At 40.2% G+C, this 24,823-nt stretch carries 21 protein-coding genes and 1 pseudogene; 5 read left to right on the top strand and 17 right to left on the bottom strand.

The window, feature by feature from the left end:
• Positions 1–54: 54 nt before the first annotated feature.
• The 4 genes from AC6H44_RS00900 to rpe form a co-directional block, all read right to left on the bottom strand.
• Entirely contained in the window at positions 55–798 is a 744-nt protein-coding gene (locus AC6H44_RS00900; RefSeq protein ID WP_500736920.1) for a hypothetical protein, read from the bottom strand.
• Positions 799–1,197: 399 nt separating this feature from the next.
• The gene (trpS, locus tag AC6H44_RS00895; protein WP_500736919.1) at positions 1,198–2,202 is read right to left on the bottom strand and encodes a tryptophan--tRNA ligase; all 1,005 of its coding nucleotides are present in this window, start codon (positions 2,200–2,202) and stop codon (positions 1,198–1,200) included.
• A gap of 33 nt (positions 2,203–2,235) precedes the next feature.
• The gene (locus AC6H44_RS00890; protein WP_500736918.1) at positions 2,236–2,901 is read right to left on the bottom strand and encodes a phosphoglycolate phosphatase; all 666 of its coding nucleotides are present in this window, start codon (positions 2,899–2,901) and stop codon (positions 2,236–2,238) included.
• Positions 2,901–3,584 (bottom strand): ribulose-phosphate 3-epimerase, encoded by a 684-nt coding sequence (gene rpe, locus AC6H44_RS00885; protein WP_500736916.1) that lies wholly within the window; start codon positions 3,582–3,584, stop codon positions 2,901–2,903. Before rpe ends, AC6H44_RS00890 begins: the two co-directional genes overlap by 1 nt.
• Positions 3,585–3,873: 289 nt before the next feature.
• Between rpe and AC6H44_RS00880 the strand changes: the two genes are divergently transcribed.
• Both AC6H44_RS00880 and AC6H44_RS00875 read left to right on the top strand, forming a co-directional pair.
• Complete coding sequence (locus AC6H44_RS00880; RefSeq protein WP_500736915.1) at positions 3,874–4,173, top strand: hypothetical protein; 300 nt, start codon at positions 3,874–3,876, stop codon at positions 4,171–4,173.
• Between the two features lie 3 nt (positions 4,174–4,176).
• Positions 4,177–4,362 carry a DUF2970 domain-containing protein gene (locus tag AC6H44_RS00875; protein ID WP_500736914.1) on the top strand — a complete coding sequence of 62 codons (186 nt, stop codon included), beginning with the start codon at positions 4,177–4,179 and terminating at the stop codon, positions 4,360–4,362.
• On the opposite strand, the gene AC6H44_RS00870 is transcribed toward AC6H44_RS00875, so the two are convergent.
• From AC6H44_RS00870 to AC6H44_RS00830, 9 genes are all read right to left on the bottom strand, one after another.
• On the bottom strand, positions 4,325–5,176 hold the full coding sequence (locus tag AC6H44_RS00870; RefSeq protein ID WP_500736913.1) for a Dam family site-specific DNA-(adenine-N6)-methyltransferase: 852 nt from the start codon (positions 5,174–5,176) through the stop codon (positions 4,325–4,327). The two genes, AC6H44_RS00875 and AC6H44_RS00870, sit on opposite strands and share 38 nt — an antisense overlap.
• A 53-nt stretch (positions 5,177–5,229) precedes the next feature.
• The gene (locus tag AC6H44_RS00865) at positions 5,230–6,546 is read right to left on the bottom strand and encodes an SPOR domain-containing protein (RefSeq protein ID WP_500736911.1); all 1,317 of its coding nucleotides are present in this window, start codon (positions 6,544–6,546) and stop codon (positions 5,230–5,232) included.
• Positions 6,547–7,617: a 3-dehydroquinate synthase gene (gene aroB / locus AC6H44_RS00860; RefSeq protein WP_500736909.1), complete on the bottom strand. Its 1,071-nt coding sequence runs from the start codon at positions 7,615–7,617 to the stop codon at positions 6,547–6,549.
• Between the two features lie 29 nt (positions 7,618–7,646).
• Entirely contained in the window at positions 7,647–8,165 is a 519-nt protein-coding gene (gene aroK / locus AC6H44_RS00855; RefSeq protein ID WP_500736907.1) for a shikimate kinase AroK, read from the bottom strand.
• Positions 8,166–8,609: 444 nt separating this feature from the next.
• On the bottom strand, positions 8,610–10,700 hold the full coding sequence (locus AC6H44_RS00850; RefSeq protein ID WP_500736906.1) for a type IV pilus secretin PilQ: 2,091 nt from the start codon (positions 10,698–10,700) through the stop codon (positions 8,610–8,612).
• The gene (locus AC6H44_RS00845; protein WP_500736905.1) at positions 10,687–11,223 is read right to left on the bottom strand and encodes a pilus assembly protein PilP; all 537 of its coding nucleotides are present in this window, start codon (positions 11,221–11,223) and stop codon (positions 10,687–10,689) included. Before AC6H44_RS00845 ends, AC6H44_RS00850 begins: the two co-directional genes overlap by 14 nt.
• Entirely contained in the window at positions 11,223–11,825 is a 603-nt protein-coding gene (locus AC6H44_RS00840; RefSeq protein WP_500736903.1) for a type IV pilus inner membrane component PilO, read from the bottom strand. Before AC6H44_RS00840 ends, AC6H44_RS00845 begins: the two co-directional genes overlap by 1 nt.
• Positions 11,815–12,387, bottom strand: a complete 573-nt coding sequence (locus AC6H44_RS00835) for a PilN domain-containing protein (protein ID WP_500736902.1) — start codon at positions 12,385–12,387, stop codon at positions 11,815–11,817. The genes AC6H44_RS00840 and AC6H44_RS00835 overlap by 11 nt, the downstream gene beginning before the upstream one ends.
• On the bottom strand, positions 12,375–13,454 hold the full coding sequence (locus AC6H44_RS00830) for a pilus assembly protein PilM (protein WP_500736900.1): 1,080 nt from the start codon (positions 13,452–13,454) through the stop codon (positions 12,375–12,377). The genes AC6H44_RS00835 and AC6H44_RS00830 overlap by 13 nt, the downstream gene beginning before the upstream one ends.
• Positions 13,455–13,584: 130 nt before the next feature.
• Between AC6H44_RS00830 and AC6H44_RS00825 the strand changes: the two genes are divergently transcribed.
• Positions 13,585–16,059, top strand: coding sequence for a penicillin-binding protein 1A (locus tag AC6H44_RS00825; protein ID WP_500736899.1), 2,475 nt, complete (start codon positions 13,585–13,587; stop codon positions 16,057–16,059).
• Between the two features lie 54 nt (positions 16,060–16,113).
• Here the strand turns inward: AC6H44_RS00825 and metL are convergent, their stop codons facing one another.
• Both metL and metB read right to left on the bottom strand, forming a co-directional pair.
• Positions 16,114–18,459 (bottom strand): bifunctional aspartate kinase/homoserine dehydrogenase II, encoded by a 2,346-nt coding sequence (gene metL, locus AC6H44_RS00820; RefSeq protein WP_500736897.1) that lies wholly within the window; start codon positions 18,457–18,459, stop codon positions 16,114–16,116.
• A gap of 49 nt (positions 18,460–18,508) precedes the next feature.
• Entirely contained in the window at positions 18,509–19,756 is a 1,248-nt protein-coding gene (metB, locus tag AC6H44_RS00815; protein ID WP_500736896.1) for a cystathionine gamma-synthase, read from the bottom strand.
• A gap of 198 nt (positions 19,757–19,954) precedes the next feature.
• Between metB and metJ the strand changes: the two genes are divergently transcribed.
• Complete coding sequence (gene metJ, locus AC6H44_RS00810) at positions 19,955–20,275, top strand: met regulon transcriptional regulator MetJ (RefSeq protein WP_500736894.1); 321 nt, start codon at positions 19,955–19,957, stop codon at positions 20,273–20,275.
• Positions 20,276–20,340: 65 nt separating this feature from the next.
• On the opposite strand, the gene AC6H44_RS00805 is transcribed toward metJ, so the two are convergent.
• The gene (locus tag AC6H44_RS00805) at positions 20,341–21,582 is read right to left on the bottom strand and encodes a malic enzyme-like NAD(P)-binding protein (protein ID WP_500736893.1); all 1,242 of its coding nucleotides are present in this window, start codon (positions 21,580–21,582) and stop codon (positions 20,341–20,343) included.
• Between the two features lie 611 nt (positions 21,583–22,193).
• A complete protein-coding gene (rpmE, locus tag AC6H44_RS00800; protein ID WP_500736891.1) occupies positions 22,194–22,409 on the bottom strand; it encodes a 50S ribosomal protein L31 in 216 nt (71 codons plus the stop codon).
• A 229-nt stretch (positions 22,410–22,638) separates the two neighbouring features.
• Here rpmE and priA point away from each other — a divergent pair.
• A pseudogene (priA, locus tag AC6H44_RS00795) lies at positions 22,639–24,821 on the top strand (primosomal protein N').
• The last annotated feature ends 2 nt before the right edge of the window (positions 24,822–24,823 follow it).

The raw sequence follows: 24,823 nt of genomic DNA, 5'->3' as shown, positions 1-24,823 counted from the left end.
AAGCCCCAACGAAAAAGACGTCGCCGTGACTGCGATTGTTATGTCTTGCCTGCTTCATACGCTGCTTTTGATATATGCGTAAACAAATGAACCAATAATAGAACTTACAATGCCAAGCGTTAGAGCAAACACGCTAGATATAGCAAGTGCTGTAATCGGGTGCTTTTTTACATGGCCAAGCACTCTGAAATACAAATCTTTTTTGATGCGTCTAATGTCGCTTTGGGTATTTTCAATATCAGACTTTGAAACTTTTTCCTGCTTTAGTCTCTCTTGACACTCATCGCATATTTGCGGATTGTGACACGAAGCAACCAAATCGGTTTTTATGCCATTCATGTCAAAGAGACATCCACGAGTTTCATCATGAGTAAAGCCGGGTACTTCATCGAAATCAGGGATTCGGTTTCCTGCACGTCTAAATAGCAGCGTGTATGCGTATAGCAAACGATAAACAACATTTTCTATTGGTATATTGTAATGCTCGAGAATGTCCTTGATTTCGTGGAAAGTAAATACAATTTGATTATTTTCAAGCCTTCGCGAGTACCAGTTATCTTCAATAGGAACATTTACAATGGCGATCATGAAGTCAGCATTGAATTGCTTTGGGAGCTGTCTTGTTACTGCGCTATCGGAAAACTCCCACTCTGAACCGTCAGAATCACAACGAAGCGCATAATTATCGACTTCTTCGACTACCTCGAAAGTCTTAGAGGTCCATTTTTTTATTTTCTTTGGCTGGAACTCTAAAGGCAAGTGTCCTATTAATACCAGCTTAATCCTAACTTTACTCATGAGCTTCCTTTAGAGACATAACATTTATAGTGCGCTCATCGCGCATATTTCTGCCGATGCCACGCTTATGTATTTAATAAATCATTTTTAACAAATAACGTAATGCATTGCTATATATAATTTTTTATTAGTACTTAAGCTATCCATAAAAGAGAAAATGCGTTCTCTATTTAAATTATATTGCTGATCAGTAGGTATATAGACTTGGTAACCGTTAAAAAAGTTAATCAAACAGGGGATGCTCGGTTGCTTCTTTATTACGACAACAATACAGGCACGTATAGCTGTCTACTTTATTTGCGTTAATGAAACTTAGCGGGGGTTACTGTTATAAATAAAAGCCAGATGTTCTTTATGGTTATGACTATCTGGCTTTATCTGATTGATTATTAACAAGCGTTACGGGCGTGGAATAAACCCAACTGCATCATACACCGCTTTTAATGTTTTTTCAGCGCGGGCGCTGGCTTTTTCAGCCCCTGTTTTCATGATGTTGTTTAGTAAGGTTTGATCTTCGCGAATTTCTTTAAAGCGCGCTTGAATTGGCTCTATCATACTCACAACAGCTGCTGCTGTATCTTTTTTTAGGTGGCCGTACATTTTGTCTTCGTATTCAGGAACTAACTCTGCAATGGGGCGTTTAGTGGCAACACTTAGCAGTGTAAGTAAATTAGAGACGCCTGGCTTTTCGCTTCGATCGAAATAAATACGGGCTTGCTCGTCAGAATCGGTGACTGCTTTTTTAAGCTTTTTCTCGATTTTTTTCGGCTCGTCTAACATCATAATAAAGCCATTTGGATTTTCATCTGACTTAGACATTTTCTTCAGTGGATCTTGTAGGCTCATTACTCGCGCCCCAAACTCAGGAATATAGGGCTGTGGCAGTGTAAAAATATCGCCATACACATTATTAAAACGCGTTGCAATGTCGCGCGTTAGTTCAAGGTGCTGCTTTTGGTCTTCACCTACCGGTACTTTATCTGCTTGGTACAATAAAATATCGGCGGCTTGCAAGGCCGGATAAGCAAATAAACCTACATTGATGTTATTGGCATGCGTGGCCGATTTATCTTTAAACTGGGTCATGCGGTTAAGTTCGCCCATTTGCGCATAGCAGTTTAATACCCAACCAAGTTGCGCATGCTCAGGCACCTGAGATTGTACAAATAATGCCGCTTTTTCTGGATTAATGCCACATGCTGTGTATAACGCAACGCCGTCGAGTACGCGACCGCGTAATAACGCTGGATCTTGACGTACGGTTATTGCATGTAAATCTGCAAGCATAAAGTAGCTATCATATTCTTCCTGTAGCTTAACCCACTGGTTAATAGCACCAACATAGTTGCCTATTGTCATACCACCGGTTGGCTGCATGCCACTTAATACTACTGGTTTACTCATGATTTTCCTTTATTTTTACTTAATTAAAAATGCTTAACGCTGTGTTAGTGCGGGTATTATAGCTAAGAAGTTATCGCATAGGTACTGCGGATTATAGTCCGCTAACTGCTCACCCTGATGATACCCGTAAGTAAGCGCTATCACATCAATATTAGCTGCTTGTGCCGCGAGTATGTCACTTTTTGAATCGCCAATCATAATGGCTTTATCAGGCGAAATATTTAACGCTTCGCAGGCAAATAAAAGCGGCGCAGGAGACGGTTTTTTTGCCATGTCGTCGCCACATATAATTACTTCAAAATGATGACGTAAAGCCAGCTTATCTAATAGCTTTTCTGTAAATTGGCGGGCTTTATTAGTGATCAAGGCTTTGCGCATACCACTTAATGCCGCCAGCCCAGTTTCAACATGCTGGTACAACACGCTGTACTCTCCAACCTGCTCATTGTAATGTTGATAAAATAGATTAGTAGCCCGTTCGCTTAACGCCTCGTCAAGGTGCTCGCTAATGTGCATATCGCCACAAAGGGCACGTTTAACTAACACTTCAATGCCATTACCTACCCAGCTTTCAACTAACCGCTGGCTAACAATTGGGAATGCTAAGTCGCTAAGCGTTAAGTTTAAGGCCATGTACAAGTCGTACACGCTATCAACTAGCGTGCCGTCTAAATCGAATAATGCCGCCTCGTATTTCATTATTTAACACTGTTTAATTGTTGGCGCATTTCATCAATCACGGTTTTATAATCAGGCTGATTAAAAATAGCAGAGCCGGCCACAAACATATCTGCCCCCGCCTCAGCCGCCGCGGCAATATTATCTACTTTAATGCCGCCATCAACTTCTAAACGAATATTTCGCCCTGAATCAACAATGCGTTGCTTTGCCTCGCGCAATTTCTCAAGCGTTTGTGGAATAAAGCTTTGCCCACCAAACCCCGGATTTACCGACATTAATAAAATCACATCAATTTTATCCATAACATGGTCAAGGTAACTTAAACTCGTAGCAGGATTAAACACTAAACCAGCTTGGCAGCCTTGATCTTTTATTAACTGCAAGGTGCGGTCAATATGCTCACTCGCCTCTGGATGAAAGGTAATAATTGATGCACCCGCCTGCGCAAATTGTGGAATTAAACTGTCTACCGGTTTTACCATTAAATGTACATCAATCGGCGCTTTTATCCCGTAGTCGCGAAGTGCTTTACATACCATTGGGCCAATGGTTAAGTTAGGTACATAATGGTTATCCATTACATCAAAATGGACGACATCAGCCCCTGCGGCTAACACTTTGTCGACATCTTCGCCTAATCGTGCAAAATCGGCAGATAAAATAGAGGGCGCTATTAAGTATTTTTGTTCGCAATTGAGCATCGCTAATCCGTTAATCAATAATTTATGGCGTTAATGTAACTTAATTAGCGAAGTTACCCAAGTAGCACCTTTAAAAATAGCGCCAAATCAGTCGCGCTCAAGCCTTATTGTTAGTGCTCATGACAAAGGGGTATACTCAGGGGGTGAGTCTTTTATAATTTAAAACAGGGCCTGTTTTTAAGCGGGTGCCACTAAGTATTTAAAATACAATAAACACTACAAAAATAAAGTGTATTATTTAAGCAGGTTTTGCTATGCTCTTTTCAATACTAAATAGTTAGGTTTATATATGCGTGCTTTTAAAATTGGAATATTAATCACGTCGGTAAGTGTTATTATTGGGGCAACGTCGCTTTGCTCAAATACTAAGCAAGATGTAAGCTTAGCCAATACTTGTCTTCATAAAGAGCAAATCAAGGCTGTTAATACTGGCGTAAATCGTTGTATTGAACTTGAAGAAAGCTCTTCTTGGGTGTCTTGGTTAACCGGCGATAGCCGCAGTGCTCAATTTCATTATTTAGACTTGTTAGAGTTATTAACAGGCACTGATGACAAGCACAAGCCCTCTTCTATTAAGCCTTTATTTTAATTAATGCAGCATTTTTTTAGTGCGTTACAAAGTGTGCTGGCTGCATTTTTTGGTGTTCAATCTGAAGATAAACGCAAAACAGACTTTAAGCACCACTCCCCTATTACCCTAATAGCCATTGCTGTGGTGCTTTTTGTATTATTTGTACTGGCTATTTATGCAACCGTGACTTCGGTGCTAAGTACATAGCCATTAGCTCATCCACTTTATTTCGTGAACCGCCTTTTGGGCTAATTGTACGTTTAACCTGAATTTTATCCAGTGATGCTTGGCTGTAAATTTTGCGTGTCCACGTCGTATCATGGTTTGAAATAAGAACAGGGGTGTTATTCTCAAATGCAGCTTGCTCAGCCAAGTTGGCTAAATTGGCCTGATCATCTAAGTTAAACCCGCCTTTAGCATACGAGGTAAACGATGCTGTTTTACTTAACGGCACATAAGGCGGATCGCAATAGATCACCGCATTTTTAGGCACCAATTTAAATACGTCATCGTAGCCTAGGCAGGTAAATGTTGCTTGTTGCGCTTTGCTGGCAAAAAAGTACATTTCTTTTTCGGGAAAATAAGGCTTTTTATATTTACCAAAAGGCACATTAAAAATACCCTTTAAGTTATAACGACATAATCCGTTATAGCCATGGCGGTTCATATATAAAAATAAAATGGCTCGCTCGTACACATCGCGGCTTTGGTTAAACTGCACGCGATAATCGTAATACGCATCACTGTGGTTATTTAAATCAACAAACAGCTTTTTAGCATCACTAATAAACTCATCCGGCGAACGTTTAAGCTCTTTGTATAAATTGATTAAATCAGCATTTATATCGTTGAGTATGTAGTGTTTAAAATTGCTATTTAAAAACACGGAGCCCGCGCCAACAAAAGGTTCAACCAAGGTATCTGCATGCTTACTTGCTTGATTTAGTCGCGCGTTAATATCTTCAACTAGGCTGTATTTTCCGCCAGCCCATTTAAGGAAGGCTCTACTCTTTTGCTGCATTGGCTCTTTACTTCAATTCGGTGTTGCGCGATTTTACACTAAAGCCAGCAAATTTACTGATCAACTCGTGCAATTTCTTGTTTTATTTTGCTCATTTTTTTATAAAAAGGTTTATTTATTCTGACCTCAGCAGGAAGTGCTTGCAGTGCTTGTTTTGCCTCATTTAAATTAGCAAAACTGCCTGTTGTTACCACCCACCACATTTTATCATTTCGTTTAGTTTGATAGGTATGAGTTAACCTTTGTAGTTTATTTTTTGCTATAAACTCAGTGGCCACTTGCTGCTGTGTTACCGCTAATAGCTGAATAACAAAATTATCTGCAGGTTGTGCTAAGTACCAATTACTGGGTATTTTTACTGTTTGACTTTGCTGTTTTGTCGCTGTTGGTATGCTAATGGCTTTTTCTTCAGTTAACGGCGGTGCTGGTTTTAGTTGTTTAACCACCGCGGCTGATTCTGTTAGGCTATCGACAATGGCAGACACGTCATTGTTAGCGCTTTGTTGTGTTGGCTCGTTAATTATTGGCGCTGGTAATGTAACATCGTCCGACGCAACAACCTGCTGTGGTTTATTTTCAATCGCTTGTTTAGTTGTAATAGCCGTTGCAGTGACTTGTTCGGTGCTTTGACGATTAGCGTTTTTCCACCACTGGGTCATATCAGCTTTGTAAACAAGGCCGATAATTAATAGCATAATTATCAGTAATAATGTCAGTAACTGTAGCCGCCATGACACTTTATCTTTTACGATAATATCTGCAACTTGCTCTGTAGGCTGCCATGCTAATAATAAACTCGGGTTACCTTGGGCTTCAATTAAAAAGGTTTGAAAAACCGGGTCTTCATCATAAGGTAAGTTAGTAAAATACCCTTTCATTAATTGTTTACTTTCAACTAAATTTAGTGGCTCTAGGTGAATATTCACCACACTTTTAAATGCCAATGTAGATTGTGAGGCAATCATAATATAAAGCACATTAGGCGCATTTTTTGATAACAGTTCCAGCTCTGCTATCAGCTCATCAGATAGATGCCTACCACCATCAATAACCCACAAACACGCGCCACACTGCTGTCGTTGCACTAAGTGATAGTAGTTTTGCGATAAACTTAAATTGTGGTCAATTAAAGGGGCGCTAAAACTTTGTTCTAGTAGCTGAGTCATTAATTGTACGTCAGTTAATTGCGCGCCAACTTGTACAAATGCTTTATTAAAATCGCTATATTTGTCAGTAATAAAAGTTTCAAGTAAATAACTTTTACCTAAACCAGAGGTACCTAACAAAACAATCAAGTTTTGACCATATTCAAATTGCAGGGCGATTCTATCCACCAAAGCCGCACGGCTTGGTAAAATTTGTGACTGCATTTATTGCTCGATCAATGCTCTGACTTGGTCATCAGATACATCATCTACTAATGCACATTGGCCAAATTGGGTGGGTAAAATAAATCGGATTGTGCCTTTTTTGTTCTTTTTATCTTTGCGCATATGCAGTAAAAACTGCTCACTGGTCATGCCGTTTGGTATTTCAATTGGCAAGTTATACTGTGCTATTAATCTAGTAATACGCTCTACATCGTCGGGGGTTAAATCTTGGCGAGTGTAAGCAAGTTTGGCAGCAAGCACCATACCTGTTGCAACTGCTTCACCATGCAGCCATACGCCATACCCCATTTGAGCCTCTATTGCATGAGCAAACGTATGCCCTAGATTCAACAGCGCTCGAAGACCTTGCTCTTTTTCATCTTGTGCAACAATCAGCGCTTTAATTTCACAGCACCTAAAAATTATGTGCTGTAAACACGCTTCATCTAACTGTTGTAATTGAGTGACATGTTGCTCTAAATAAGAAAACAGCTCAGTATCGTAAATCAGCCCATACTTAATAACTTCAGCCATCCCCGCTGCAAACTCGCGTGTTGGCAAAGTATGCAACGAACGCGTATCAATAAATACAGCTTGAGGTTGATAAAAAGCCCCAATCATATTTTTGCCTAATGGATGGTTTACTGCTGTTTTGCCGCCAACAGAAGAATCAACTTGCGATAATAACGTGGTCGGTATTTGAATAAAAGGCACGCCACGCTGATAACAAGCGGCAACAAACCCGGTTAAATCACCGACAACGCCACCACCGAGTGCAATTAAACAGGTGTCGCGACCGCAATTATTCTCAAGTAGAAATGCCGAAATTTTTTCAAACCAAGTGAGTGATTTATATTGCTCACCATCTGGAATAATAAAATGTAGTGGGTTTAGCTGTGCTAATGATTCAAGCAACGGCTGTAAATACAAGGGTGCAACAGTATCATTAGTAATGATGATAGGCCGACAATCACCAATATGACGGGTTAGGCGGCCTGTATCTTGAAGTGCAGATTGACCAATATAAATAGGGTAACTTCGCTCGTCTAAATTAACAGTTAATTCAAGCATGCAGAGTTATTCCTTTTTAATACTGGCTTTTAAAAATCCAATTTCTCGATGATTTGGTTAGCAACAACTTTTGCGCTCTGCTCATCAGTGCGAACAACAAAATCAGCAATTTCTATATACAATGGTTCACGCTCTTCTGCTAAGCGCTCAAGTACATCACGAGGTGCTTCTTCTGTTTGCAATAATGGGCGACGCTTATCGCGTTGCGTACGTGCAACTTGTTTTTCTATGGGTGTCTCTAGGTATACAACAATACCACGAGCCGAAAGCTTATTTCGGACTTCTTTACTCATTACTGAACCACCACCGGTAGCAAGAACAATACCTTGCATTTCGGTTAAATCGCCAATAACAGATTCTTCACGAAGTCTAAAGCCTTCTTCACCTTCAAGATCGAACACCCAGGCAATATCTGCGCCCGTGCGACGTTCGATTTCTTGATCAGAATCAACAAATTCAAGGTGTAATTGGTCAGCGATGTGACGACCAATCGTACTTTTGCCAGCCCCCATGGGGCCAACTAGGAATATATTACGTTTCTCAGCCATATCTTTTAGTACAAACGAACTCTAAAATTTGAAATAAAACCCCGCCTAACGACCTGGCCCCAAAATTAAGAAAGGGATTATCTCAGCAATTGGTCGGGTATTTCAAGTCAATTAGGATAAAAAGCCATATAACGAGTAATTAAACCAAATAATCACTCACTGGTTAACAAAAAAGCACTTTGTTATAGGCAAGTTTATCTTCTAGGGTTAAAATTTATGCAATTAAGCGTCATTGTTTATAGCAACATAAAGTTTCACATAAGTATTTTGTAAAATCTTAGTCGCCAATACCAAACAAAGGCTTATTTTGCACCCGCAGTACAGTATATAAATTAGCTTATATACTGCCTAATTGTACATCTATAGGGAGTAATCACACCATCACAACCGGATTAATAGTATAGCTATCTAAACGCGTAATGTGCTTAGATAGCTTTATAGTAATTAGTCTATTTGAATTTTAGGTGTAACAAAAATCAGCAGTTCGCGCTTTTCATTAAATTCGCTCGTGCTTTTAAATAATCTTCCTACGTAAGGAAGGTCGCCCAATAAAGGTACTTTTTTGGTCGAATTAATAATTTGCTGTTGGAAAATACCACCCAACACCACCGTTTGTCCATTCTCAACCAATACTTGAGTCTCAATTTGTTGTGTATCAATAGCGACCGCCGGTCCGGTTCCGGTTTGAACTGTATCACCACGGGTATCTTGAGTAATGATTAAATTTAAAATAACTTTATTGTCTGGGGTAATGTGTGGTGTTACTTCCAAGCTCAATACAGCCTTTTTAAAACTAACCGTGGTTGCGCCGCTTGAAGCTGATTCTACATAAGGAATTTCAGTACCTTGCTCAATACGCGCTTTTTGCTGATTAGCAGCCGTTATACGCGGACTTGCAATAATCTCCCCTTTGTTCTCTTCTTCAAGGGCCGTTAATTCTAAATCTATCAATGTTCCATTAGCGAGCTTGGCTATATGCATACCAATACTTGCCGATGGATTAGCTACGGGTAAGTTAACATTAAGTCGATCGGAAATATTTGGAATATTCCCATTAGAAATGGCATTGGCCCCCTCTAATGTGCCTGATACACCATCAGAACCTTGTTGATCACTAAACCCCCAACGAACGCCTAAATCTTCGGTTACATTGTCACGTACGGTTACCATACGCGCTTCAATAACCACTTGTTTAACGGGAATATCTAGGGTTTCAACCATACGGCGAACACTTGCGATACTTTTTGCGGTATCTTTCATTAGGAGTGTATTGGTACGTTGATCAACAGAGACACTGCCTCTGGCTGTAATAATACTGTTGGTGTCTGTTTTTAATAAATCAGCAAAATCTTCTGCTTTTGCGTAATTTAAGCGAATATATTCACTGTAAAGCGGCTCTAAATCTTCAACCTGCTGCTTAGCTTTTAACTCTTTGGCTTCACGAGCTGCAAGCTCTTCAGAGGGGGCTACCATCAAAATAGAGCCATCCATGCGTTTGTCTAAGCCTTTTATTCTTAATACCACATCTAAAGCTTGATCCCAGGGCACGCCATCTAAACGAAGGGTGATATTGCCAGTCACAGAGTCACTTGTTACCAAGTTAAAATCATTATAGCCCGCAATAATTTGTAGCACAGCACGTACAGAGATATCTTGAAAGTTAAGCGTCATAGGGCGGCCTAAGTACTCTTTACCGCCATCTAAAAACGCATTTTGTGTTTTATCTTTCTCAACTGTTAAAGTGAAAATATTTTCAATTTGTTGATACGTATAGGAAAACGCTGTATTGGGCTCTATGACTATGCGGGTAAGGTTATCTTCTTTAAAGGTCTCAATACGGCTCACAACAGTACCAAAATCAAGCACATCAAGTTGGTACAATAAATCGTCTAAAATATCGGTATGATGAAACTCTGCAATAATTTTACCGCCACGCTCATTAACCTCAATAGCAGCTTGAGTGTCTTGCAAATACACGAGTACTTTTGCTTCGCCCTTTTCACCACGACGAAAGTCAATGGCTTGAATTGTGTTAATGTAATTAGACGTAAACGTTGGCTTATCCTCACCACTCGTTGATGCTTGTGCTGTTAACGGATTATCTGAAATCCTTATTGAAACTAAGTTATTAGTCACGTGTGTTTGGTAAATTTTTAATCGCTCAAGATTTATTGTTACTTTTAAACCTGCGCTGGTCATCATACTCGTAATATTACTAACACCCGCTTGATTTATAGCGATATTTGTCAGTTTTTCATCTAATTCTACGCCATCGAATAACAACTCTATGCGCGCAGGACTATTAAAAACCTGTACTGTAGGTTGTTGCTGTATTTTTTCATCAAATACCAACTGTAATTCAGTCTCACCTTTTAGCAATGGGTTGTATCGAACATCATAAAGTAAAGGGGCTGCACTGGCTGCTTTTGCTATCAGTAATAAAAAAACAAGCAATAAAGCAGAGAAAATACGATGATATGAATGCCCATCTTTGTACATACAAGAAGTACCTTTTTTGTTATTAATTTGCGCCATCGGTCGCTGCCTCTAACATTTCTAATTTAGTCAAACGTTCTTTCCAACAACCTGACCCATCGGGGATTAATTCTACTAGTTCAATATAATCACTGTTAACACGACTTACCTTTCCATCATAAGTGCCTAAATAATTACCCACTGTGACTCTATGTAAAGTGTCATCAGCGGCGGTTATAAGCGCCCATGTTTTACCGCTTGATCCTATGGTGCCCTTCATGGCTAAGTTATCTAATGGGTACTTTTCCAGAGGTTGGCGAACACGCGCTGAGTCTGGGTGAAGGCAGTTTTTAACTTGTATAAGCTTATTTTGTATTATTTCAGGCTCTGGTGCGACAAAAGGACTACGTAACTGTTTTGCGTTATATGCAAAATGTTCAAACTCCACCAGTTCAGGTATTTTTTCTACACGTGCAGTGGTATTAGCCTTAATTTGATCAATAAACTCTTTTTGCTCCGATGTATCTTCGTTACAGCCATTGAGCAACATCATCATGATAACGGTAAACAACAGTTGCTTCATTACCTTATCCCTTCTTCATAGCGGTAAGTTTTTGCTACCACACTAAAGGTTAGTTGCTTTTCACCAGATGATAAAATAGAAAAATCATGTAAACTGACAATTCTTGGGAGTTGAGCTACTTTTCCTACAAACTCACCAAATTCATGATAAGTCCCAACAACTTCTATTTTTATCGGCAGCTCAGTATAAAATTCTTTTTCAACCTCAGGTAACCACCCAATTTTTAAAAACGTTAGTCCACTCGTTGTCCCCACATAAGAAAGGTCATCGAGTAAACCTGGTGTTTCATTTGAGGTAGGCAAACGTTTTAATAATTGAGAGAACTTAGCTTCCATTTCAATCATTTGCTCTCTGTAAATATCAAGTTTACTGGCAACCGCATATTTAGCTCGGTAAGTTGTCCGTAACTCGACTTCTTTAGCAACCGCACTATGGTAGCTGTCAATTTCATCTGACACTAATAAACTGTAACTAAAAAACAACACTAAACAAGCAACAAAAGTACCGCATATTGCTTTGACTATAAGCGGCCACTCGCCTATGTTATCGAGTTCTATTTCATTCCAGTCAATCTCTGTAAACGATTTTAAATCAAGGTTCATCACGCGCCTCACCTATTTGGCCAAATGGTTTAACATAAAACTCCATATTAAAATCGCTAAGTAAACGTGAAGATTTATCACCAGCAATAATCCCTTGCATAATTGGACTCTCTAGTAGATAAGAGCTTTGTACTTGTCGAAGCATTGTCGATAAGCGATTATTTGACTCACTTTTACCAGAGACATAAATTTGACGTCCTTTGCGCTCCAACTTGGTTAAATAAACCCCTGCAGGCACTATTTTTGCTACCTCATCCATTATTTGCGTGCCTAGATTACGGCTGCTTTGTAACTCTTCAATTAAACGCATTCGTTGTTGTAGATTTTCTTTTTTCTTATCTAAATCTCTTATATCGCGTATTTTTTCATCTAACGTTGTGATTTCTGAACTAAGATAATTATTTTTTAGCGCCTGCCCTTCTTTTAAGCCGCTATAAAATGCGCTTAATGCATACATACTAATAAAACATATAATAACGATTGCGACGAGTAGTGTTATAAACTTCTTTTTAGACTGTTCACGCTGCAGTTCACGCCAAGGTAATAGATTTATATGTGGCATGATGAAAAGCTCCTCAACGCTAAGCCGGTTGCAATTGCAAATTGAGTACGGTGACGGTCTATAATGTGACGGTCAACTTTAGGCGATATTTCCATTTTATCAAAAGGCTCAACAACAACCGTATGTATTCCTAGCTCTTCAATTAATAACCTATCAACCCCCTTTATCATTGCAGAACCGCCGGTTAATACTATGTAATCCAGTTGTTCTTTACCTGTTGTGGTTAAAAACATTTGTACCGCACGACGAACTTGTTGTAGCAGTGATGTTTGAAAAGGGGCTAACACTTCAAAGGTGTAGTTAGGCGGTAAATCACCCGTTGTTTTACCAATTTCAGCTTCATCGAAGCTTTTATTATAATAAGCAACAATACTGTTGGTGTATTGATCACCGCCAAACACTTGGTCTCGGGTGTAAATTGTTTCACCACAATGCACTACACTGACTAAGGTCAGCACAGCGCCAATGTCGACCACCGCAACGTTTTTTTCATAAGCATCCGATGGTAGCTGCTGATAATAAACGTCCATAGTACGACTCAAAGCGTAACTTTCGACATCAACAACTTTGGTTGCTAAATTTGCAGCACTAAGTGCGGCCACTCTCGCTTCAACGCTTTCTGTTCTAGCTGCAGAAAGTAGCACATTTATTTTGCTCGGATCAGCTTTGTTAATTGACAGCTTTTCAAAATCCAGACTCACTTCATCTAATGGGTAAGGAATTAAACTGTCTGCTTCTATTTCAATTTGCGACTCTAATTCAGCGTCGCTTAAGGAAACATCCATGAAAATTACTTTTGTTATCACTGTTTGACCAGATACCGCAACGGCTGCAAATTTTAGTGATTTTGGCAACTTGCGTTTTAACTTGGTTATCACATTACCAATGGCTTCAATATCTTGAATACTACGCTCACTCATGGCGCCTTTTGGCATAGGTTCAATTGCAAGTGCTTCTAGTCGAAGCCCAGTTTCTGTTTCACTTAAAAGCACAGCCTTGATAGAGTGCGATCCTATATCAATGCCTACCATCATGGGTGATGGTTTTTTTATTAGTTGACTTAGCATGTTTGCAACTTTGCCTTTGTTTTAATAATAAACAAGTTATAATTATATCTTAAAAAATATGATTCAATTTTTAATCAATATATACTAGCAGTCTCAACCTGTAATTGGGAGTCCGTTTAGGGAAATATCAGTGATTTTAATCAAAAGAACTTTACAATTTTTCATCATTTGTGCGCTACTTGCACTAATTACTTTACTTAGCCTTTATTACTTCGTTAAATCAGACATTCCCAGCGTGCAAGTTTTAAAAAACGTGCAATTACAGACGCCGATGCAAGTATTTACCAAAGACGGACTTTTAATCAATCAATTTGGTGAAAAAAGACGGATCCCAGTAACCATAGACCAAGTTCCTAAACCTATGTTACACGCTTTTTTAGCAACTGAAGATAGTCGCTTTTATGACCATATTGGTGTTGACCCGATTGGTATTGTACGCTCAGCGCTAGTGCTTATTTCTACCGGTGAAAAAAAGCAAGGCGCCAGTACCATTACCATGCAGCTGGCACGTAACTTCTTTTTAACGCGAGAAAAAGCCTACATTCGTAAAGTAAAAGAAATATTTATTGCACTGCACATAGAAAACCTTCTTTCAAAAGATGAAATTTTTGAACTTTACCTAAATAAAATAGAATTAGGAAACCGCGCTTTTGGCATTGGTGCGGCGGCGCAAGTTTATTACGGTAAAGAACTAAAAGAGTTAACACTGGCACAAATGGCAATGATAGCAGGTTTACCAAAAGCGCCATCGGCACTTAATCCTATTCGTAATCCTGCAAGAGCCAAAGACAGAAGAAATGTAGTTTTAGGAAGAATGCTCCAAGAGAACTATATTTCCAAAACACAATATAATGAAGCCATAAACCAGCCAATTACCGCATACTTTCATGGCGCTGAAATCGATTTATATGCGCCGTATATTGCAGAAATGGTACGTGCAGAAATGGTGGCACGCTATGGTATAGATAAAGCCTATAATTCAGGATTTAATGTTTACACCTCGGTTGAATCGCATGTTCAAAAAGCCGCGCAAACAGCCTTAGTTAATAATTTACATGCCTATGATATGCGCCATGGTTTTAGGGGCCCAGAAGCCATTTTATGGGATCCACAATCAGAGCCTACACCACCTGAGTCTACACTATTAAATACTTTAAAAAATGTGAATGAATTAGGGCCTTTAAAAACCGCTGCGGTTTTAAATGTGTATGATAAAAGCGCAGACGTAATACTTAAAAGCGGCGAGCGCGCAACACTCACTTGGGATAATCTTAAGTGGGCACGTAAATTTATTTCTCGTTATCGTCAAAGTTATGCCCCTCAAAACGCCAGCGATATATTGACCCCTGGTATGCAAATATGGCTGCGAAAAAATGACGATAACCGCTATATTTTAAGTCAAATTCCTGAAGCTTCGAGCGCTATTGTTTCTTTAGATCCACAAAACGGACGTATAAAAGCCATTGTTGGTGGCTATAGCTTTGAGCAAAGCCAATACAACCGCGCAGTACAAGCAAAACGCCAAGTAGGGTCTAATATTAAGCCCTTTATTTATTCTGCCGCGCTTGAAAAAGGCTATACTTTAGCGTCAATTTTAAATGATGCGCCTATAAACCAATGGGATAAAAGCCAAGGCGTTGCATGGCGCCCTAAAAATAGCCCTGCAATTTATAATGGGCCAATTCGGATTCGTCGCGCGTTAGCACAATCTAAAAATGTAATTTCGGTGCGTTTGTTACGCGGCGTTGGTTTGCAAAGTACCGCTGATCATTTATTAAAATTTGGTTTTAAAGATGAAGATATAAACCGCAGTGAGTCGCTGGCATTAGGCAGTGCATCTATTACCCCTCTTGAATTAGCAAGAGGCATGAGCACCTTTGCTAATGGCGGGCATTTAATTGAGCCGTACTTTATTTCACAAATTCAGGATGCGTTGGGCAACACCTTGTTTGAGGCTGATCCGACTGTTGTTTGTAATGATGAAGCATTAGTCACAAACCCTTCAATGCTAAGTGAGCAGTTAACACCAAACTGTGCGCCGCAAATTATATCTAAACAAAATGCGTTTTTAATTGCCAGCGCCATGAACAGTGCTATTTGGGGTGGAGGTAGCTGGGCAAATAAAACCGGCTGGAGTGGTACCGGCTGGCGTGCGCAAGCACTAAAGCGTCGCGACCTTTCGGGTAAAACAGGCACCACCAATGACTCTGTTGATACTTGGTTTAGTGGCTTTAACCACAATGTTATGACATCAGTATGGGTTGGCTTTGATAACCCAGGTAATACCTTGGGGCGCTCCACCTATAATAATAACCTAGGAAGTGGTCAAATCTCAGGCGCAGAATCTGGCGCTAAAACAGCACTGCCTGCCTGGGTTAATTTTATGGCAGTCGCACTTGAGGGGCAGCCAGCGGCGCCTATTGAGCCACCTGAAGGCTTAGTGTCTATTCGCATTGATTTAGAAACCGGGCTTTTAAGTCATAAAAATGATTACACTAGCCGTTTTGAATACTTTGAAAAAGGCACCACGCCTACAAAATATATATTATCTCAGCCAACTGATGTGTTTGAAGAAAACACTAAAACTGAAGAAGAACTGTTTTAAAGAGTGTAAATCTCAAAAGGGCCGCAACTTGCGGCCTTTTTACATAAAGAGGTGTTAGTTAATATTTTGCACCAACCAATATAAGTCTGAATGAACACCTGCAGCAGTGACTTCTTTACCGGCGCCGGGGCCTTGTATTACCAGCGCATTTTGGTTGTACCATTGAGTGTTAATCACAAAAATATTATCACCAGGCGTTAAATTAGCAACGGCTTCGCTTTTTGGTACATAGGCAACTCCTACTTTTGCATTTAGCGTGTTGTTTTTAAACGCTAATAATCCGGTGTAACACAATACAGCATTTTGCTGTTGAGCCGCTTGCGCATGCTGCTTAATAAACGCATCTAAACTTGCTCTGTTATCAAGGAAATCATTCCAGCTGCCTTCACTTAGCTCATCGGGCATCAACGCCGATAACGAAATATCGTCAAGCTCTAATTCAATACCTAATTCACGCGCCAAAATAAGCAACTTACGTTGCATATCTCGCCCAGATAAATCTTCTCGTGGATCAGGCTCAGTAAACCCTAAAGCTTGCGCTTCAAGCACTAAATCTGAAAACGCTTTACTGCCATCATACTTACTGCATAACCATGACAATGTACCTGAAAACACACCTTCAATACGTGTGACTTTATCGCCACTATTTTGTAAATCGGCAAGTGCAAAATTAATCGGCAACCCTGCTCCCACACTGGTATTATAACGCCAATGTAAGCCACGTTGCGCTAAGCTTTCCCGCAGTGTTTTATACCAAGCAAGCGATGCAGTACCCGCGTATTTATTAGCACTAATTAAATGACAGTTTAATTTAACTAACTCCCTATAAAGCTGACTAAAATGTTCACTGGCGGTAATATCTATCACTACCTTATGTTCATATTCTAGGGTATCAATGTATGACAACAAGTCGGCTTGTTGATAGCCGCTTGCATGGTTTTCCCATTGATGTTGCCAGTTTTCACTGTCTAACCCGTTGGCATTAACCAGCATTTTTTCAGAGCGTAATAACGCGACTAATTTAATATTAAAACCCGACGACAAACGCGCTAATTGCGCCGGGAGTTGACGCATAAATTCAGCGCCAACATTACCAAGTCCTGCAACAATTAAAGCTATTTCTTGTGCTTTATTAATGAGTTTGTCATGCAACAGGCTAAGCACATCACTCTCGAGTAGTTGATCGGTTAACAGTAACGTATACCCCTGACCAGAATGAGTAAAACGAGGTTGGATTGATTGTGCCTGCAATAAAGTTTCACTTTGCTTACCGACCGACACTAAATCTTGTTCTGGTGCAATAATCGCTACACCATTTAAATTGGATTCACTAATATTAGCGCGCCCAGCAAAATAATTAACCACTTGATGTGTCGCTAACGCGGGAACCACTAAATAGGTTTCGCCAGCTTGCTCAAAGTGATGCAAACTATGCTGAATAAGCTGGCTAATATACGCTACCTCACCTTCACTCAAATCATCAACGGTGAGTAAATCAACATTATTAACGCTTGTTAAAAAACGTTTTTGTTTACATAGCCCTTGTTTAACAATTTCGGTATAGCTGCCATAAGGGTCGTAACTACTGCGAACCACTAGTGCTATATTGGTATCTTTTAATGGCGATAGTGTTTTAGCATGTAATACAGGATTACCTAATCTGGCTAATAAATTAGCTTGTTCACGACACACCCGCGCGTATTTAACTGCATTGGCTACCTTGCGAGGATCGGTACTAAACACACCTTGGGTATCAGTCCAAATAGAGACTTTTTTGGCATTGCAATACCGAGCTAGTAAAGTGGCACTGTAATCACTGCCATTTCGCCCTAGCGTAACTGTTTCACCTTTTGAATCTGCGGCGATAAAGCCAGTAACCACATTAATTTTATTCGCTACTATGGCTTTTAAACATTGTTGCTGATTATTAGCATGCTGCAGCTGCCCTGCATTTAGGGTAAATAACTGCCTAGCGTCGTGAGCGCAAGCACTCACGTTAAGCTGCTTTAAGTAAGCACTTAATAACCTAGCAGACCACAGCTCGCCATGAGCTAATAACCAAGCTTCATCTAATCTGCCTTGCTCTGCACCCTTAGTAATAGTACTTAGCTCACTAGCAAGCATATCAAGCGCTTTATGCCTTGCGTTTGCCGTTAATAATTGCTCAATAAGCGCGATTTGATGATTACTTAATAACAACACTAAATCAGCAACGGCCTGGTTATCTTGTTGTTGATAGCTTTGCCACAACTTAACTAAGGTATCTGTGGTTTTACCGGCCGCCGATACCACTACACAGTCTCCTGCGTTTGCGTGAGTCAAAACTATATTTGCGACACTTTTAAAGCGTTCCGCTGAGCTTAAACTCGAACCCCCAAATTTATGAACCTGATTTACCATATTTATACTAACTCAAATTAATGTTTTATATTTTTAAAATCACTATGCACTACCATAGCGCTGGATGTGCTGCGTTTAACTTTGCAGAACCAAAAGACTCACTAGCACCATTTTTTGCAGTTAGAGCGGTATCAGCCAGCCCTGGGCGTACTAAATTAAACACTCGGTCTAAGTCGGCCAGTAAGTCATTTACATCTTCAATACCTACAGAAATACGAATAAGGGTATCGCCTACTCCGGCCTCTGCACGGGCGGTTGCGTCCATGCCTGCATGGGTCATAGTCGCAGGGTGACAAATTAAACTTTCTACTCCCCCTAATGATTCCGCTAAACTAAATTCATTTAAGGAAGTTAAAAACGCGGCGGCATCTTCAATATCGCCTTTTATATCAAAACTGACCATAGCACCAAAACCAAGCTGCTGCGCCTTAGCAAGCGCATGTTGAGGGTGCGACTCAAGACCTGGGTAGTAAACCTGAGCAACAAACTGGGAATTTTCTAAATACTGTGCAATGGCGAGTGCGTTTTCTTGGTGTTGCCTTAAACGTACATTTAAAGTGCGCAACCCCCTAAGGGTTAAATAGCTATCAAATGGCGCCCCGGTAATGCCAATGTTATTTGCCCACCAAGCAAGCTCTTCACCTAACTCAGCATTTGCTGCGATAACCGCGCCACCAACAACATCAGAATGACCATTAATATATTTTGTGGTTGAATGCACCACAATGTCAGCGCCAAACTTAATCGGGTTTTGTAACGCTGGCGATAAAAACGTGTTGTCGGCGGCAACCAATGCCCCACACTGTTTGGCAATGTCCGTCACCGCTTTAATATCTGTTAAACGTAAAATAGGGTTACTTGGTGTTTCAATCCAAATCAGCTTAGGTTTAATAGCAAGAATATGCGCTAGACTTTCACTTTTGGTAAAATCGATTACTTCAAGCTTTAATAAACCGCGTTTTGCTAGCGAAGTGAATAAACGGTAGCTGCCTCCATAACAATCATGGGGGATCACTAACGTATCGTCACAATTGAGTAACTGGGTTGTTAAATGAACAGCCGCCATGCCCGTTGCAGTAATGATGCCTTTCGCACCACCTTCAAGCTCTGCAAGTGTTTGTGCAAGAATGTCACGATTAGGATTGCCGCTGCGACCATAATCATAGTCACGTTTTATATTAAAGTCAGCAAATGAGTAAGTTGTTGATAAATAGAGCGGTGGAACAACTGCGCCATGGTGCTTATCAGCATCTACCCCACTTCGAACAGCAATTGTTGCCGCATTTTTTTTACTCATTTTTACCACCTTGGCCATTTTGGATGTTTAGACGTCTAAAATTTAACGCATGCGATTTAAGATGTCAAAACATTTAAGTGTCTGGATGGCTAAATAACTAGTGTTTGACTATCTTATTTAAATCGATAGAATTTCACCCATATTCACACGTTTTTATGGCGTGTGAGCAATTAATAATCTGAGGCAACGATACATCTTATGGCTAAATGGAATGGTGAATATATTCACCCATACGCAGAACACGGGAAAAAATCCGAACAAGTAAAAAAGATCACCGTTTCGATCCCGCTAAATGTATTAAAAGTACTTACTGATGAGCGTACTCGCCGTCAAATAAACAACTTGCGTCATGCAACAAATAGCGAGCTTTTATGTGAAGCTTTTTTGCATGCATTTACAGGGCAACCTTTACCTAATGATGATGATTTACGTAAAGATAACGTAGAAAAAGTACCTGAAGAAGTGAAGAAAATAATGCAAGAAATGGGACTCGAAGTGCCTATTTTAGATGAAGACTAGATATATTTAGCTATAAAAAACCTCAGCAAATGCTGAGGTTTTTTGTATTAATTTATACTTAACGATTATGCCATGTAGTTTTCTGGCATATCAATTTGTGCAACACCTGAGTCAACCGCAGCCTGTGCAACAGCTTTAGCAATACGTGGTAATAAACGTGGATCCATCGGTTTTGGTATAATATATTTAGCACCAAACTCTAATTTATCAATGCCTGATGCAGTGAGTACTTCAGCCGGTACTGGCTCTTTAGCAATACTGCGAATTGCCTCTACAGCTGCAATTTTCATCTCATCATTTATTACACTGGCACGCACATCTAACGCACCACGGAAAATAAACGGAAAACACAATACGTTGTTAACCTGGTTAGGGTAATCAGAACGACCTGTCGCCATAATTAAATCGTTACGTGCGGCGTGTGCTAATTGCGGATCAATTTCAGGATCTGGATTTGAACAAGCAAACACAATAGGGCGATCAGCCATTAATTTTAAATCTTCAGGGGCTAATAAATTAGGACCCGACACACCGACAAACACATCGGCGTCTTCGATTACATCTTGCAAAGTGCGCTTGTCGGTATTGTTTGCAAATAGCTGCTTATATTCATTTAAATCATCGCGGCGAGTGTGGATCACGCCTTTACGATCTAACATATAAATATGTTCACGCAACGCGCCACACTTAATTAAAAGCTCCATACAGGCAACAGCGGCAGCACCGGCACCTAAACAAACAATAATCGCATCTTCAATTGCTTTACCTTGTACCTCAAGCGCATTTAGCATACCCGCTGCCGTTACAATAGCTGTACCATGCTGATCATCATGAAACACGGGAATACTACAACGCTCAATAAGTGCTTTTTCTATTTCAAAACACTCAGGCGCTTTAATATCCTCTAAATTAATACCGCCAAAGGTGTCGGCAATATTTGCAACTGTGTTAATAAAATCTTCGGTAGTGCGGTGCTTAACTTCAATATCTATCGAATCTAACCCAGCAAAACGCTTAAACAATAGCGCTTTACCTTCCATAACTGGTTTTGAAGCGAGTGGGCCTAAGTTACCTAAGCCTAAAATTGCAGTGCCATTAGTAATAACCGCAACCATGTTTCCTTTACCAGTATACTTATAAGCATTTGCTGGATCAGCGGCAATTTCACGAACAGGTTCTGCAACACCTGGACTATATGCAAGTGCAAGGTCTTTAACCGTTTCAGCGGGCTTGCTCAGCTCAATACTGATTTTACCTGGAACGGGATGGGCATGGTAATGTAGTGCTTGTTCACGAAAATCTGACATAACGCGATTATATCCTGCAATTTGAGTTAAAGTGAGAGTAGCTTTTTCTTACGATACCCTTATTATTTTTAAATTCCAAGCAATATCAGGTCTATCCTGTTATGTGCTAGAGATGTTAATTTTAAGTGATTTATCAGCAACTTCTCTAGGGTCTGCTGACCTTTCAAGGTTAAATTTGCAGCAGTCTGTTTGGTATTTAGGCAAGGCAGAGCCTATGTAGTGTGGTTATTCCCCATAAATAGGCGATAACGCAGCATCAATGCCAAACAGGCGCTGCCCTTCGGGTTCTGCCTAGGGGCGATTTACTCTTTGTTGCTCGGTTTTTACTTAGCCCACTAGGTTACAAACCTCGCGCCGCGATTAAACCGCCCCTAGTTTGAACAAATTTTAATCCGCAAAGGTCAACAGACCCTAGATTATCCTGACATTTTTAAAAAATATAGAGAGTATTGGCTATTTTGTCTGCAAATGTTTATACATACTCAAAATAACAGCAGGAAATAGTTATGCAAAAATAATAAATACAAAGTTGCTATAAAAGCAGGGAAGAAAGTAAATTTTAGCCACAAAAAAAGCACCCTAAGGTGCTTTTTTTTCATAGAAACAAAAAATTATTTTTTGCTGCTAAGTGCACCGAAGCGCTTGTTGAAGCGATCAACACGGCCGCCAGTGTCTATATTCTTTTGCTTACCAGTGTAAAACGGGTGGCACGCAGAACATACATCTAAGTGAATGTCTTTACACAGAGTAGAACTAGTTTCGAATTTATTTCCGCATGAACAAGTTGCAGAAATTACTTCGTACTTAGGGTGAATACCTTCTTTCATAGGAACCTCTAGTTAAGGCCGCATCGCTCTCCAAACCCGAAGTCTGGTACCATACGTCGTTAAAACAAATTTATTGGGCGCGAATTTTATCCAACAACCAACATACACACAAGCTTTAATTAACCTTTTTGCTAAAAAGTCGGCAACCCTCATTGATTGCTGATTTGTGGGTAGGCTTTTAATGCTATTTTTAGTACATTAAGCCATTACGTTTCTTAGTTGAGTTGTTATGCGTTTTGTTGAAGTTGCAATAAAAGTCCCCCTACCTCGCACCTTTGATTACAAAGTGGATGAGCAATTGTTACCACTAGTTCAATTACAGCCAGGTATGCGTGTACTTGTCCCTTTTGGCAATCAACGTAAAGTAGCGGTTATTTTAAGCTTAAAAGAGAACACGGAAGTTCCTGAAAACAAAATAAAATCTATTATTGACGTTATTGACGACACCCCTATTTTATCTGCGCAACATATTGAATTGCTTAGGTTTACAGCGCGTTATTATTGTTATCCGCTAGGTGAAACCATTCATATTGCGCTACCCAGCGCGCTGCGCCAAGGTGAATGCCCTGACAAAACCAGTATAAATATGCTGACGTTAACCGAAAAAGGAGCGCTTTTACCGTCTTTAAAAGCCAAAACACAGCTTAATTTGCTTAAGCAATTATCTGCATCGGGCAAGTCATCATTAACTGAACTCAAAGCACTCGGTTTTAATAAAAAAACCATTGATAGCCTGTTAGATAAAGAGCTTGTAATGCAAACCATTGAACATGATAATCAATGGCAGCACAAAGCACCTAGCGTTGGTAGTAAGCCTCGTTTAAATAAAGAACAAGCCATTGCTTGTACGGCAATCAATCAAAGTACTGGGTTTAATAGCTTTTTGCTCGAAGGTGTGACTGGCAGCGGAAAAACAGAAGTTTACCTGCAGTGCCTTGAAGACGTTTTAAAACGCGGTGAACAAGCTCTAGTACTAGTTCCTGAAATAGGGCTAACCCCACAAACGGTAAACCGCTTTAGACGTCGCTTTCCCGATACCCCTATAATGTTATGGCACTCAGCATTAACTGATAACGAACGCCTACAAACATGGCGATTTTGTGAAAAAGGCAGCTGTGCTGTTGTAATAGGTACACGTTCGAGTATTTTTCTGCCATTTTTAACACTTGGAATGATTGTTGTAGATGAAGAACACGATTCGTCGTTTAAACAACAAGACACCTTACGCTATCATGCCCGTGATTTAGCAGCGTATCGTGCGTATCAACATCAAATTCCGCTTATTTTAGGCAGCGCCACGCCTGCTTTAGAAACGCTGCACAAAGCAATTAATAATAAATACCAATTACTCACATTAAGTGAGCGCGCACAAACCGCCACTGACAATCAGTTTAAGCTGCTTGATATGAAGGGCCGACCCGTGCAAGCTGGTATTGCACACGCAAGCCTTGCAATAATGCGCCAACACCTAAATAAGGGTAAGCAGGTGATGGTATTTTTAAATCGCCGTGGATTTTCCCCTACGTTAATATGCCATGAGTGTGGCTGGTTGAGTGCGTGTAACCGCTGCAGTACCAGCGCCACCTTTCATAAGGCAATTGGCCAAATGATTTGCCATCACTGTGGTGATCAGTATCACGTGCCGCATCAATGCCCTGATTGTGGCAGCACACAAATATTTCCTAACGGTAAAGGCACCGAACAAATAGAAGAATTTTTAAGTAACGAATTTGCAGATACCCCGATTAGCCGTATCGACCGCGATTCAACAAGGCGTAAAGGTAGCCTAGAAAAAGCACTTGATGAAATAAACCAAGGTGGCGCACGTATTTTAGTTGGTACACAAATGCTAGCTAAAGGTCACCACTTTGCGGATGTAAGCTTAGTACTTATTTTAGATGTAGATAGTGGCTTGTATTCGTGTGATTTTAGAGCAACTGAACACTTAGCGCAGTTAGTCACTCAGGTTGCCGGACGAGCTGGCCGCTCTGGTGAACCCGGTGAAGTATTATTACAAACGCACTTTCCCGAGCACCCGTTATTACAAGATTTAGTGAATAATGGCTATCAAGATTTTGCCCGTTTTGCCCTCACCGAACGAAGCGATGCACAGCTTCCCCAATCACCAGTATGGCGATTGTTCGGGCGCAAGGGCATAACATTAAACAAGTCGTCGATTTTCTGACAGATTTGGTTCCTGTAGATGGGGTATCTGGTATACAATTGCTCGGACCTGTTCCCGCCCCTTTAGAGAAAATTGCGGGAATGTATCGTTTTCAATTACATATTCAAGCGCAAGAACGACGCATATTACACCCGTATCTTGCACAAATGGTTGATTATCTCAGCACCAGCAAACTTGCTCAAAAAATTCGCTGGAGTTTAGACGTAGACCCTACAGACATGATTTAGGT

Source organism: Pseudoalteromonas sp. TAP-3C (assembly GCF_059888565.1).
Note: the sequence above shows the minus strand (reverse complement) of the source record. Positions and strands in the feature narration are given on the sequence as shown.